Here is a 14,378-nt window from a genome sequence, read left to right as displayed (position 1 = left end):
AAAAGCTTCACAAATGTGAGGCTTTTTTTGTTTTTCCTGGATCCGAATAGAAGCGTTGGGATGGTTCATTGCGTACATGCGCTAGATGATTATCCGATGTATTAATCCGAGCGGGATCAAGACACCGATCATATCAATACGATATTCTAAAAAAGCACTCAAAATCGCATGTTCCTATAATATCTACCAGCGTTCCTATAATAGTAAATATTTCATTGTCCCAAACCTCTACTTTCGTAGAAAATTTGAAATATGTTAAAACCACTATCTTTTCTATTATTTTTAGTATCAATCACCCATATAGGTATTGCTCAAAAGCGATACAACATATCAGGAACTATAACAGATATATCAACCGGTGAAACACTAATTGGTGCTTCGGTTAAACTTCAGGAATTACCACAGTCCGGCAGTTTAAGTAATTCATATGGTTTTTACTCAATTGGTGCGACGGAAGGACGTTATGTACTGATAAGTTCTTACATTGGCTATAAGACCTACACAGATACCATCACCGTTGATAAAAATTTTGTTATAAATATCGCATTGCAATCACAAGCAATGCTTGAAGAGGTAGTCATATCTACAAGCAGAAAAAACAACAAAAATATTTCTTCTCCGCAAATGGGTATTGAAAAGCTCAATATGAAGCAAATTAATCAACTACCTGTCGTTCTAGGTGAACAAGATGTGTTAAAAAGCATCACACTCATGCCGGGAATAAAAAGTTCCGGAGAAGGAAATACTGGTTTTTATGTACGGGGTGGAGGTTCGGATCAAAATTTAATTCTATTAGATGAAGCTACTGTTTACAACGCTTCTCATCTATTAGGTTTCTTTTCAACATTCAATTCAGATGCGATCAAAGATGTGAGTATCTACAAAGGTGGTATGCCTGCTGAATATGGCGGAAGATTATCGTCTGTCTTAGACATAAAAATGAATGAAGGGAATAATAAAAAAATAACTGTTCAAGGCGGTATAGGGATGATTGCCTCCCGCATTAAAGTTGAAGGACCTATCGTGAAGGATAAAGGTTCGTTTATGATTTCTGCCCGTCGTACTTATGCGGACCTGTTCCTGAAAGCTTCATCAGATACCACAATAAATAAAAGTACTTTATTTTTTTATGACGTTAACGCAAAAGCAAACTACAGATTCAACGATAATAACGCAATTTACCTTTCAGGCTATTTTGGCAAGGATGTATTGGGTCTTCAGGACATTTTTGGCACTAATTGGGGAAATGCAACAGGTACAGTAAGATTTAATCACGTTTTCAATAGTAAATTATTTTCAAACACTTCATTCATCTACAGCAAATACAACTATGTCATTGAAGGACTCGATCGAGCTGATGGCTTTAAAGCGACTTCAAAAATTACCGACTTAAATTTTAAACAAGATTTCAATTATTATGCAAGTTACAATCATACGTTAAGATTTGGAATCCAAGCAATAAGACACGATATCTCGCCTGGAGATATTACTACCACAGCGAGTTCAAGTTTTAATGACAAGCATGTTGAACATCGGTATGGTTATGAAATGGCAGCGTACCTAAGCGATGAGTGGAAGGTTAACGACAAATTAAGCATGATATACGGTCTACGTCTAAGTTCAATGCTACTCGTCGGTCCTGGAACATTCAGCAAATATGATATGTTAGGCAATACGTTAATATCAGAAAAGTATAAGACAGGCGAAGTTGTTCAAAATTATTTAAATTTAGAACCTCGATTTAGCGTAAGCTATATGTTAGACGATCAGCAATCAATCAAGGCCTCATATAATAGAAATACACAAAACATTCACCTTTTAACAAACTCAACGAGCGCTAGTCCTACAGATTTATATGTCATGAGCAGCAAAAATATCAAACCAGAAATCGCAGATCAGATTTCTACTGGATATTTTAGAAATTTCAAAGACAATACATACGAATTATCAGTTGAGCTATATTATAAAAATTTACAAAATCAGATCGATTACAAAGATGCAGCACAATTACTAGTCAATCAGGATGTTGAATCACAACTCCTTTACGGTGTTGGCAGGGCCTATGGTACTGAGTTATTCCTCAAGAAAAGATATGGAAAATTTAACGGATGGCTTGGCTATACCCTATCTAAAACGGAACGTAAATTTGAAGGGATAAATGACGGAAAATATTACCCAGCAACACACGACCGCACACACGATTTATCTCTAGTTGCTATTTACAAATACAACGAAAAATGGACATTTTCGAGCAATTTCGTTTATGGAACAGGTAAAGCTGTAACCTATCCTACTGGCAAATATAATATTGGAGGTAACACAACTTCTCTTATTCACAAAGAAATGCTTATCGCCAGCCAGCCACTCATCGTTTAGATTTAGCAGCGACTTTCGAGGGAGCACCTGGTAAATATTTTCAGTCCAGCTGGACCTTTGGTATTTATAATGTGTACGCTAATAAAGATCCATATCGAATAGCGTTTAGAGATAGTAAAAAAATTCCTAATGCAACTGAAGCAGTTCAAACCAGCATATTTGGAGTACCGATTCCTTCCATTACCTGGAATTTTAAATTTTAATCTGAAAATCACAAAACATGAAAAAAACTATATTTTACATCCTATTGCTAGTGCTATTTATCTTAGCACAGTCATGCGAAAAAGTAATTGATATTCAAGTAAATGACGAAATAGGAAAGCTTGTTATTGAAGCAAGTATTAACAATACAAGTTCACAGCAAGAAATAAAGCTGAGTCGCAACGTATCTTTTTCCGCAGGCAATGATTACCCTTCAGTAAAAGGCGCTAAAGTAATCGTCTATGATGATGAAGAAAAAGAATATGTATTTCAAGAAACTATACCGGGAACTTATGTAGCAAAAGATTTACTGGACAATCCGGAAGAAACTATAGCATGGATATTCAAGTAAATGAGAGTAAATTTACTGCAAAATCTAAAATGCCTCAAGTGGTTCTGCTAGATTCTATTATAGCTGAAAAGCCAAAGCTTGGAGACAAAGATACCCGCAATATAAAAGTATTTTACCGCGACCCTAAAGATGACGCTAACCAATATCGTTTTATTCTATTTGTTAACAATAAACAGATTAAAGATGTATATGCCCTAAATGACGATTTTAACAACGGTAATCCGGTTAGTATCACATTAAGGCCAAATGATGATGAGGAGATATATCCAGAGGATCAAATTCGTGTCGAAATGCTTTGTATTGATAAATCGATCTATAATTACTGGTATAGCCTCATGCAACAGTCTTCAGGAGGTGGCATTGCCCCCAGTAACCCACCAACTAATATAAGTCCAAGTGTATTTGCTACTTCAGCGCCCAAACTATATCAAGCAAAAGTATAGTTGTTAATTAATGTCAACTCCATCATTACAAAGGAACCATATCGTTGAAAACATATGGTTCCTTTGCATTATTTCATTCTATTAATAACCTTTTATCCATCACCTATTAATTGTCTGCTTGTCAATACGCGTTAATAGGTTCTCTTTAAAACTAGCACCCAAAGGCATTTCGAACCCAGCAACAGTTACCCAATGATTATCCACACTTTCAATCTTTTTAAGATTTACTACAAATGATTTATTCACACGTACAAAATCCATACTTGGCAACTTATTTAAGATTGTTTTTATATTCATAGCAACCATTAATTTTTGTCTTTACTATGTATCATAACATAATCTTTCATTGCCTCGATGTACTGGATCTCGTCTAGTGCAAGACGAAATAATTTTCGGTCAGACTTAACAAAAATATGATCCGTTGGTTGTAAAGCCTGTTTATCATAAGCTTTATTTTGAAAATAGCTGATAGCCTTATCCAAAGCTTTTTTTAACCGATCTTCAGCTATAGGTTTTAATAAATAATCTAAGGCATTCAGATCATAGCTTTCTAAAGCATAATTAGGATAGGCTGTTGTAAATATGACTTGAATTGACGGTGGAATTTGCTTTGCAAACTCCAATCCACTCTCCTCTGCTAAATGAATATCTAAAAAAATCAAATCAAGATCTTGCGTTTCCATAATCATGCGGGCATCGTCAGTATTACTATACATACCCATACAATCTAAGAAGTTATAATTTTTTAGTAATTGCACCAATCCCCTTCTTGCAAAAGGCTCATCCTCAATAACAATATACTTAATGCTTAACTGTTCTATATTCATTCGATCCATCTATTGGAATACTTAAAAATACTTTAAAAATATCTTCTCTATCATCTATTGCCAAATTATAACTATTCGGATATAAAATATCTAACCGCTTTCGAATATTACTCAATCCTAAACCTCCGTATTCTTTGACAGATACTTTCTTTTTTTTCGCATTTACACATGTAAAACAAATCTGGTCATTGGCTACAGTAAAATTAATTTTGACATGCAAATCTCCGTCCATAGCCTGATGCGCACCATGCTTCACAACATTTTCAATAAATGGAATAAATAGAAATGGTGGAATATTAATCGCCTCCATACCTGCATCCACGTCAAAATTCACACTAAATTTATCTCTTCGAATTTCCTCTAAAAAGATAATATTTTGAAGTACCTCAATTTCTTTTCCCAGTTCTATCGTATCCCCTTTTGATAAATAAAGCTGATTTCTAAGAATATCACTAAGCTTCAATAATACTTTTGATGCCAATTTAGGATTTTCATAAATGAGAAAATTGATATTATTAAGTGTGTTAAATAAATAATGGGGATTAATCTGACTTTTCAATTGTTCCAATTGACTTAGTAAGGTATTATTTTCAAATTCCTTAAATCGTATTAAATTGATAATCCATATTTTAAACAGCTTAACACTACTTACAGCCGCAATAAAAATTGTAAAAAGTATGATTAATATCACAAAATCTTTTCCATCTAATAAAGATTGATCTGGCTTCTTAATAAACCGCAATTCCTGACTCTCTAAGATCAACATACTTAAGAAAATGATGGTATAAAATGCGAACAAAGTACCTCCATAAGCTAAAAACTTACTTCTCAACATAAACACAGGTATCAAAACATAGTGATTAATATAAAATAAAGCCAAGAGAATAATAATTGAAATACATTTTACCAGTAGATTCCACACCTTCATTTTTTCATCAACTTCTGCAGGCGCATTATTTGGTAAAAAATGAATTCCTATGATTGCTGCTATTAACAAAACATGCCGTATCCAGCGGTATTTACTGTCAATTACGAAATCTATAAAATGGCTATTTTCATAACCGATAATTATTTGTCCATTTCTCATTTAAAAGATTTGCCGGTAAGCATTTAATTTATTGCAAAGGTACATTACTCCGAAAGTGATTTTGCGACCTTTTATCATTTATTTTTTTCAAAAGATACGTCTTCATTTAATTGCTATCTATTTGTAATCTTATATTCTATATGATTCTTCTTTGTATTGAAATTAGATTCAAATAATTCTTAACTTTGTACGTAATGAAAACCCCCTATTTGAATTCTAGGGTAAGTCATGTTTGTTTCGATAGAAATCTACCTTTTTAATGTGTAAGTTGTTAATTTATATATTAAAACATTTGAACACAAACCAATTGATGCAAATGTTGTTACTAAGAAAAACAACATTCATTCGTTGCGCGACACTTTTACTAGGTTTTCTAACTTTTTACAACAAATAACATGGAAAATAAAAAAAACAAAATTACTGTATTATATGTTGACGACGAGGAAAACAATCTCGTTTCTTTCAAAGCAACTTTCCGTTTCAAGTATAAAGTACTTACTGCCATTAGTGGTTCTGAAGCTATCGAAATTGTAAAAAAGAATCACGTCGACATTATAGTTACAGATCAACGGATGCCAGGCATGACGGGTGTACAATTTTTAGAAGAAATCATCAAGATTAATCCAGAACCTATGCGCATTTTACTTACCGGTTATACCGATATGGCCGCAGTTATAGATGCTGTAAACAAAGGGAAAATTTTCCATTATCTAAATAAACCTTGGAGTGAGGAAGAATTAGACGAAACAATAAATCGGGCCTATGATATCTATTCTGAACGAAAAAATCTATTAGAAACATATTCGAAATTGGAAGTATCAAATGAACAATTAGAATTTTTACTTCGTCAAAAATTGCTTTCATAGGTTATACCAAAACCTAAATTCAATAAGTTTTTTTGCTTGGAACAACAATTTTAAAAGTTGTTCCAACTCCAACTTCAGATTCAACATCAACTGTACCCTGTAATTTAAGTAGCGCACTTTTCACGTTATAAAGACCAAATCCCATACCCTCAGCTTGGTCACTTGCTCTAAAAAACAATTTGAAAATATCATTGATATAGTCTGAAGAGATTCCTATCCCGCAATCACTTACTTTCAGCGTTGCATTTCCATCAGAAACTTCGACAGATAATTTAACAAATTTATTTTCACAATCCTTTCTTTGATATTTAAAAGAATTAGAAAGCAGATTATGTAAGATTAATTCCAAGACAGTCTTATCGCAAATAAATTCTTCTTTTTGATCAACACTGATTATAAATCTACATCATTATTCCGAACAGACATATTATAGAATGCTTGAATATCATTAAAAAGTTCACTGAAATTAATTGTAGATAGCATTAATTCACCACGCCTCAATAAATAATAATCACGTAAGCTATCGATATATAAATCCAGTCTTGTCAACGAACCATCCATTAATCCTAATAACTCATGAATTTGATCGACCTGATCAAATTTCAACCCAAGTTTAACAGCTGATAGAACTCCAGTAAGTGGATCGCGAAGATCATGACTTACACTATAAGCAAATTTATCAAGCTCATGATAAGCTTTTTCTAGTTCCTCATTTTTTATATCGAGCATAGAATTGGCTGTATAAAACTTATCAGCCTCTTCGATACAGGAAATCATTTCCTCCTCTATCCATGGTTTACGGACAAAACGGAATATATTTCCTTTATTAACAGCATCAATTACAGTTTCCATATCTGCATAAGCAGTCAATAAGATACGGATAGGTCTTGGAAAATCCTTTTTTATACGATCAAAGAAATCAATTCCTAACTCATTTGGCATGCGTTGATCACAGAATATGATTCTGATTTTAGGATTTTTAATCAATATTTCTTGAGCTTCAACTGTTGAAGAAGCGGTATGTATAACATAGCTATATCTAAAATTGGCTTTAAAACCAAATAAGTTATTTAATTCATCATCAATATATAGTATTTCTATATCTTTTATCATAATCTAATCATATAGCAGTAAATGCCGCACCTACAAAAATAAGAATATCCCTTACTTTAAAGATAAGGTTCCATTTAAATAATTTGTCGAATCGGAATAATTAATTTAAAAACGGTCCCTTCTCCGACTATAGAATCAACCACAATCTTTCCATTATGCTTGGCTATAGTATTATAAGCAATTGACATACCTAAACCTGTGCCCTCACCAACATCTTTAGTGGTAAAGAATGGTTCAAAAATTTTCTCTCTAATTTCTGATGGAATCCCAATGCCATTATCAGCAATACTAATATACATAAATGACTCATCTTCAGCTAATCCTGTTTTTAATTTTAAAATTCCACCCGGATTATTTTGAAATTTCTTATTGATCGCATAGATCGCATTAGTCAATATATTTAAAAAAACTTGATTAAGTTTTCCTGCATAACATTCTATCGCTGGTAATTCACCGTAATTTTTATCAACTTCAATCCCCTGCTGTATTAAACTGTTTAGAATAACCATCGTAGATTCCAAACCCTCATTAATATCAGCAAATTTAAGTGTGTCCTCATCGACACGTGAAAAGATTCGAAGACTTTTAACGATCTCAGCGGTTCGATTGGCTCCCTCACTCATTCCTTTCAATAAGAAATCTACTTCAGTTCTGAGGTATTCCAGATCAATTTCTTCTTTATAAGCTATAATACGAGATTGTTTTTCACTTAAGGTCAGTTCATCATCAAGGGCAACACTTTCCACTTCATCTAAAGTTTCCCAAATCATATTAATATCCCGTTTCAAAGGCGCAACACTTGAGGTGACGAAATTAATCGGATTATTGATTTCATGTGCTACACCAGCAGTCAATTGCCCTAAAGAAGCCATTTTCTCGGCCTCTACCAGTTGTGATTGCGTCTCTTTTAAATGTTTCAAAGTCGCTTGCAGCGACTCATTTGTCTCCATTAATTCGCTCGTTCTTTCTTCCACTTTTTGTTCTAAAACCACATTCTGCTCACGAATAAGACGTTCATTCTCCAATAAAGTAGCCAATTCTCTAGTCTGCGATTCCTCCTTCTCTTTACGATAAATATTAATTTTATCTCCCAATGCGAATGAAAGTAATATTGCTTCAATTACTGAACCAATCTGTACAGAACGTACTGTAAAAAAATTATACTTTAAGATATTATAATCTTTAAAAACATATACAACAACACTCACTAAAAACACACACCAGGCAAAAAGGAAGTATTTTGTTTGTTTATACTTCTGTCCAGATAATTTAAATGCTACAATCAAAACAATTATAGAACCACCGCCAGCTACTATATTTACCATTTTATATGCTGGAATTAAAATCCCGGCAGCTAAAAATCCAATAATAATAAAATAACTAATCAAAAAAATATTAAGGAGCTTATCAAGTTTTGGAGCATCCTTTGCCGTCTGCAAAAATGATTTTACAAAGAAAATCGCTGCAATACCTGACATTGCTCCCGAAAAAGTAAGCAAACGACTTGATAGCCAAACACTATGAATAGAAAAAAATGGTTCAAAAATCCCTAGTATTATACACTGTGCAATTGTAACCCAGAAAATATAATTGACATAAACATAGTAATGTGATTCTCGAGTCGAAAAGAATAAAAAGATATTATACAAGATCATAGCAAGCATCAACCCTATATAAATTGCCGAGAAAATATCCGTCTCTAATAAAGTTTCCATCACCCCCCTCTCTGTATGAATCGAGATTGGGGCCATCAATTGAGTATTACTCCTTAATTTAAAAAAACACGTTACTTTTTCACCCTTTTTTAGAGGAATTTCAAATAAGAAGAACTGATGTGGATAAGCACGATCTTTTACATCACCACCATATTTTAAACTTGTACTGTCTACAACACCATTTTTTAAAGTATAAAAAACGACCTCATCAATATTAGCATGAGACAAATTTACAACAAGCTTCTCCTTATCAGAAAGATTTCTTATTTCAAATTGAATCCAATTATTAACATCTTCAATACCTAAGTTAAGTACTTCATCTTTACTTGCTTTAAATAAATTGGGCTGACGACGTACATCTTCAAAGGTGAGTTGCTTTGTTTGATCTTTTAGAACAGAGACACTCTTACCAATATATGAGTTTGATTGATCTTTAACAAAGCGAATACCCTCAAATGCATTGGTGCACAAAAATGAAATGAAAAGCAGTAAAGTCAATAATAGTTTTTTTTGATTCATAATATCCTATAAATCAATTGAAATCTGAACCGATATGACTGTCCATATCCAAATAATATCGTCCTGAAGATACTCGCTCACCCAACAATATTCTCCGACAGACATTTGTTGTCATAGCTCCCCCCAAGACAACTTCTGAAGCAAGTTGAGGCCAAGAAAGTAATGTTTTCTTGATTTGTGGAATGGATTTCTTCATTCTAATGGATAATTGATCCGCATTGACGATTTTCATTAGATATTGTAATCTTTCGCCTTCCGATAAGGTATTCAGTTCTACCATAGTTAAATCACCTATTAAGCCATGAAAAATTGGGCGGTCGGGTTCCTGATCAAATCGTTCGATATCTAACATCCCCCTGTCATTAGTATCCATTACCACCGGAATCTTTAAGGCGCGCGCATTAAATCTGCTTTCCAATTTAACTTCAAAACTATCACAAACCTCTACTAACAAATCGATCTTATCTGTTTCTCCTAAAAAAGAATTGTAATTTTTAGTATTTAATCCCTCTGGAAAAATTTCGACTTTTAAAAATGGATCTATTTCCGCTATTTCTCGTGCTGCAATAATTACTTTTGGTACAGCAAGATTAAAAACAGCTGTGCGTAATCTATTTAAATTACTTAAATCCAGTTCATCAAAATCTGCAAGTCTCAATGTCCCACAAGTACGCTCCATCGCCATTGTCAAAGCTATTGACTGTCCGACAGATAGTCCAACAACACCAACTATCTTTTGAGCTAAAATATCTCTTTCCTCTGTTGTAATTTTAAGCTGATTTCGATTCGTTCTTACCTCAATAAACTCCTTCTCATCCAATAAGTGAACAAGCGTTTTTCGCCATGGATAATATACCCAAACACCATATTCTTCCAAACTCTTTCCTTGTAGGAAATCTTGTATAAATGACTGATGCTTTAATTCTGATTCCCAATCAGCAGGGTAGCGACAACGTCCCAACTCATTAAGCTGTCTTTCAATCTCATTATATTCAAAAACAATATCACCTTTTCGCCTAAGCTCTTCTAAAGATTTTCTATCATGAGTATTAGCCAATCTAAAATATAATGGGCTGTATGGCACATCCAACGTATCAATCATATTATATTATCAAAGTATATTGAGATTATTCTCGTCAAAAAATTCAGCATTAGTATTCTGTTTAGTCATTTGTTTGATGACCTCAGTCAAATTCCATTTATCCATGTTATCCAGTTGCAACATATAATGTATCTCAATCTCTTTAGAGCGCAATTCCTCTATTCTAACCACATTACCACGGTTACGTAATTCTAAAATAGCCTTTCTATCTTCTTCAGAAGCTAATTCAAGATTATTAACGTCATCTAAAATCATCGTTGTTGCGAGAAGATCCAGTTTAGGATAATAAAATGTTCCGTTATTTCCTACACCACTTTCCAAACGATAGCCCACACATTTTGTTAAATTAATGGTGTATGGGGCGCATAAAGCAAATAATGATTTTATACCTATTTGAGGCGCAATTGCAATCGCAGCTCTAGTTAAAAAAATACTACCAATACCATAACCAGCAATTTCCCTAGAATTCCATAATCCACACCCCTCTCCCGTACCTTCTTGTGCATAATCCCATACCAAATCAAAGATTTTAGCGTCCATGTTTCCTGTGGCCTCCTCTATAGGAAGAGGTTGGGATCCTCCTGAAACATGTATCCTTGCACCTCCGTATACATTTTCTCCATCCAGAGATTCTACAATCAAAACGAAAGCAGCAGGGTTATACATCCAATCATTTTTGGATGATGTAACTTTTTTCACACCTATGGCCGTTAAAACATGTGCATGTCCCTCTACAAAACGTTCGCAAGTTTTAGGATCATCGATTGCACGAAACGCTCTTAACCTGACCACAGGACGTCCCTCTTTAAATATTAGTGCCATGGACAGTTAATTATTCGATTAAGATTCAAAAATAATCAATATAATCAAAAGCTGTTCACTATATATAAAAATATTAAAAATGAACTATTTTATTGAATTCTAAATCATTAAAAACCTAAAATTGTATAGCGTAATTAGAATATAAATTTGGTAGGCCCTTAAATATTATTTTTTGAAATAAACTCAATTTAATTGTTTTTTTGTATCTTTTTCAAATTCAAATTTCATTAGATTATATCAATAATGCATTTTGCGATAAAGGAGTTTCGAAGTCATAATTTTATTCATTCGACATTTTGAAATTACTTTGTTGCAACAAATCAAAGTTACTGAAATCATATATGAAATTTCCATATAGATCATCAAAAACACCTTAAAAGTTAATTTAAGATAACTATGTGTTACATAACACTTTCTTCTGAATAATAATTTTATTAAAATCTAGTCCAAAACAACTTTTCAATTCAACACGGATTTAGAATATACATGAACTATTATAATCTCCATATAGATAAGAGACCAAGGTTACCTGCTTATGGTATTTTACGATAATAACATCTTAAATGGTAAGTTTGTATTTATTAAACCATCATGTGTTTAGCGCGCCATAGTAAAAAACAGTTTATGAATTAAATATCGATGATGGTTTCAACTGATAAATAACGTATACTCCATGAAAATATTAATTATAGAAGATGATCAGCGCGTAGCAGAACTCATAAAGAGAGGACTGGATGAACAGGATTTTGAAACCGTATTAGCTTATGATGGATTATCAGGTAAAAAGCTTTTTTCCCAAGATCATTTTGACTTAATCATTACGGATATCATCTTACCCAAGCTGGATGGTTTAGACCTTTGTAAGCAAATCAGACAAATAAATCCAGATCTTCCAATCATTATGCTGACAGCACTAGGAACTACAGATGATAAAATAGAAGGGTTCGATGCCGGAGCTGACGATTATTTAGTAAAGCCATTTGAAATGCGCGAACTTTTAGTCCGTATTAGAGCATTATTAAAGCGTCGTCAAAAAACAACTGGTAATCTCAATTTTGTTTTACACTTTGAAGATCTCGAAATGAATCTACATACCAAAATTGTAAAACGTAGTCAGCAAGAGATTAATTTAACACCTAAAGAGTTTAAACTGCTGGAATACCTGATGCAAAATCCCAACAGAGTATTGTCTCGGGTCGAAATTGCAGATAAAGTGTGGGAAACCCATTTTGATACCGGCACGAACTTCATCGATGTATACATCAACTACCTCAGAAAAAAAATAGACCGTAATTTTGACAAGAAACTCATCCATACAAAATCCGGAATGGGTTTCATTTTGAAAAAAGAACTATGAAAATAAGAACACGTCTAGTTTTTCTATTTACCGTCATTACAGCAATTATTCTTAGTTTGTTTGCTACTGTAATCTATCTATCGGCAAAGGAAAACAGACAGATAGAATTTTACAATCTACTACAAAAAGAAGCGATCACCAAAGCCAATCTTTTTCTAAATGCTCATGTAGACAAAAAGATTTTGCAAGATATCTACCATAATAATAGAAAAATATTGAATGAGGTTGAGGTTGCTATTTATGATACCAAATTTGATTTAATCTATCATGACGCTGTGGATATCGATTTTGTCAAAGAAACAAAACCTATGTTTGATGAAATTTACCAAAAAGGTGAAATCAAATTTTATCAGCAGGACTGGCAAGTTATAGGTCTTCAGTATGTTTATCAAGGTAAAAGATATATTGTTACTGCGGCCGCTTATGACCAATATGGTTATAGTAAACTCCATAATCTATTAAATAATAGCATTATTGTTTTTATTATTTCAATTTTGTTTATTCTCATAGCAGGTATTTTTTTCTCTAAGAAAGCATTTGAACCAGTTCGTGCTATGAGTGAAAAGCACGAAATATTTCTGCTACCAATCTTGATCTCCGTTTATCAAATAATGACAATAAAGATGAACTATCTGAGCTTGCCGATACCTTCAACGATATGTTGGATCGCTTAGAAAACTCATTTGACGCACAGAAACATTTTGTATCGAACATCTCTCATGAATTACGCACACCACTTGCTGCTATTATTACGGAACTGGAATTATCAATGAGTAAAAATCGAGGGATAGACGATTATAAGAACGCAATTAATCATGCATTAAATGACTCAAACAAATTGGCCCGTTTGTGCAATAGCCTCCTTGATCTAGCAAAAGCTAGTTATGATCCTACCGAAATTGCATTTAAGCCCATACGAGTAGACGAACTTTTGTTAGATGCCAGACAACAGGTTCAAAAAACCAGCCCCCAGTACAAAATTGACATACACTTTAACGACGATTTTGAAAACGATAATCAAATCTCCATAAATGGCAATGAATACTTGTTAAAAGTAGCCTGTAGCAATCTCTTCGAAAATGGTTGTAAATTCTCTACCCCATCTCGCTGTACTGTTTCTGTTCTGTTTGATAGCCAAAATATAGTGCTAAAATTTGTTGATTTAGGAATTGGAATTGCAACCGAAGATCTATCACAGGTTTTTAGTCCATTTTATCGTGGTAAAAACAAAGACTATACCTATGGACACGGCATTGGACTTGCGTTAACACAAAAAATTGTTGCACTGCATAATGGCAATATCTCGGTCATTTCAAAAGAGAACGAAGGAACAACTTCATCTTAACCTTACCACATTGCTGATGCTATAATTTTGTAATCTATATTCAAAATATATCAACGACTCGCTATACTTAAATCTTAGATAAAATAACACCGCAATAAACCGGACAGAAAAGCCTAACACTACGGTGAAGGTTCTGTTGCTTGGCAAAGATCAAATCTGATCTTAAAGCAAAATATTTATAATTTCATCTTCTTTATTAACACTCCAGAAAATCACTCTAATAATTTTCGTAACTATTCAGGTATCTAGTTTT

Annotated in this window: 13 protein-coding genes and 1 pseudogene; 6 read left to right on the top strand and 8 right to left on the bottom strand. The window is 33.2% G+C overall.

The window, feature by feature from the left end:
- The first annotated feature begins 252 nt into the window (after nucleotides 1-252).
- Together L950_RS20065 and L950_RS37510 are read left to right on the top strand one after the other, a co-directional pair.
- Nucleotides 253-2,376, top strand: a complete 2,124-nt coding sequence (locus L950_RS20065; protein ID WP_316930714.1) for a TonB-dependent receptor — start codon at nucleotides 253-255, stop codon at nucleotides 2,374-2,376.
- Between the two features lie 220 nt (nucleotides 2,377-2,596).
- Nucleotides 2,597-3,372 (top strand): annotated as a pseudogene (locus tag L950_RS37510) (DUF4249 domain-containing protein).
- 99 nt (nucleotides 3,373-3,471) lie between these two features.
- Here the strand turns inward: L950_RS37510 and L950_RS27140 are convergent.
- From L950_RS27140 to L950_RS27135, 3 genes are read right to left on the bottom strand one after another with little or no spacing between them, the layout of a single operon-like run.
- Nucleotides 3,472-3,669, bottom strand: a complete 198-nt coding sequence (locus tag L950_RS27140; RefSeq protein WP_197086594.1) for a LytTR family DNA-binding domain-containing protein — start codon at nucleotides 3,667-3,669, stop codon at nucleotides 3,472-3,474.
- An 8-nt stretch (nucleotides 3,670-3,677) separates the two neighbouring features.
- Complete coding sequence (locus L950_RS20050; protein WP_021189667.1) at nucleotides 3,678-4,199, bottom strand: LytR/AlgR family response regulator transcription factor; 522 nt, start codon at nucleotides 4,197-4,199, stop codon at nucleotides 3,678-3,680.
- On the bottom strand, nucleotides 4,174-5,286 hold the full coding sequence (locus L950_RS27135; protein WP_021189666.1) for a sensor histidine kinase: 1,113 nt from the start codon (nucleotides 5,284-5,286) through the stop codon (nucleotides 4,174-4,176). The genes L950_RS20050 and L950_RS27135 overlap by 26 nt, the downstream gene beginning before the upstream one ends.
- Nucleotides 5,287-5,681: 395 nt before the next feature.
- Here L950_RS27135 and L950_RS20040 point away from each other — a divergent pair, with 395 nt between their 5' ends.
- Complete coding sequence (locus tag L950_RS20040; protein WP_021189665.1) at nucleotides 5,682-6,152, top strand: response regulator; 471 nt, start codon at nucleotides 5,682-5,684, stop codon at nucleotides 6,150-6,152.
- 19 nt (nucleotides 6,153-6,171) lie between these two features.
- On the opposite strand, the gene L950_RS34130 is transcribed toward L950_RS20040, so the two are convergent.
- The 5 genes from L950_RS34130 to L950_RS20020 all read right to left on the bottom strand — a co-directional run bounded on the left by L950_RS34130 (nucleotide 6,172) and on the right by L950_RS20020 (nucleotide 11,423).
- Nucleotides 6,172-6,501: a sensor histidine kinase gene (locus L950_RS34130; protein WP_231577476.1), complete on the bottom strand. Its 330-nt coding sequence runs from the start codon at nucleotides 6,499-6,501 to the stop codon at nucleotides 6,172-6,174.
- 44 nt (nucleotides 6,502-6,545) lie between these two features.
- Nucleotides 6,546-7,265: a response regulator gene (locus tag L950_RS20035; RefSeq protein ID WP_231577475.1), complete on the bottom strand. Its 720-nt coding sequence runs from the start codon at nucleotides 7,263-7,265 to the stop codon at nucleotides 6,546-6,548.
- 74 nt (nucleotides 7,266-7,339) lie between these two features.
- The gene (locus tag L950_RS20030) at nucleotides 7,340-9,499 is read right to left on the bottom strand and encodes a 7TM diverse intracellular signaling domain-containing protein (protein WP_021189664.1); all 2,160 of its coding nucleotides are present in this window, start codon (nucleotides 9,497-9,499) and stop codon (nucleotides 7,340-7,342) included.
- Between the two features lie 13 nt (nucleotides 9,500-9,512).
- The gene (locus L950_RS20025) at nucleotides 9,513-10,601 is read right to left on the bottom strand and encodes a ThiF family adenylyltransferase (RefSeq protein WP_021189663.1); all 1,089 of its coding nucleotides are present in this window, start codon (nucleotides 10,599-10,601) and stop codon (nucleotides 9,513-9,515) included.
- 9 nt (nucleotides 10,602-10,610) lie between these two features.
- Nucleotides 10,611-11,423: a hypothetical protein gene (locus tag L950_RS20020; protein ID WP_021189662.1), complete on the bottom strand. Its 813-nt coding sequence runs from the start codon at nucleotides 11,421-11,423 to the stop codon at nucleotides 10,611-10,613.
- 673 nt (nucleotides 11,424-12,096) lie between these two features.
- Between L950_RS20020 and L950_RS20015 the strand changes: the two genes are divergently transcribed.
- From L950_RS20015 to L950_RS34120, 3 genes are read left to right on the top strand one after another with little or no spacing between them, the layout of a single operon-like run.
- Nucleotides 12,097-12,780, top strand: a complete 684-nt coding sequence (locus L950_RS20015) for a response regulator transcription factor (protein ID WP_021189661.1) — start codon at nucleotides 12,097-12,099, stop codon at nucleotides 12,778-12,780.
- Entirely contained in the window at nucleotides 12,777-13,454 is a 678-nt protein-coding gene (locus tag L950_RS34125) for a hypothetical protein (RefSeq protein ID WP_231577474.1), read from the top strand. Before L950_RS20015 ends, L950_RS34125 begins: the two co-directional genes overlap by 4 nt.
- The gene (locus tag L950_RS34120; RefSeq protein WP_231577477.1) at nucleotides 13,355-14,125 is read left to right on the top strand and encodes a sensor histidine kinase; all 771 of its coding nucleotides are present in this window, start codon (nucleotides 13,355-13,357) and stop codon (nucleotides 14,123-14,125) included. Before L950_RS34125 ends, L950_RS34120 begins: the two co-directional genes overlap by 100 nt.
- The last annotated feature ends 253 nt before the right edge of the window (nucleotides 14,126-14,378 follow it).

This window comes from Sphingobacterium sp. IITKGP-BTPF85, from assembly GCF_001006065.1.
Taxonomy (GTDB): Bacteria; Bacteroidota; Bacteroidia; order Sphingobacteriales; family Sphingobacteriaceae; genus Sphingobacterium; species Sphingobacterium anhuiense.
This window is presented reverse-complemented; position numbering and strand designations above follow the sequence as displayed.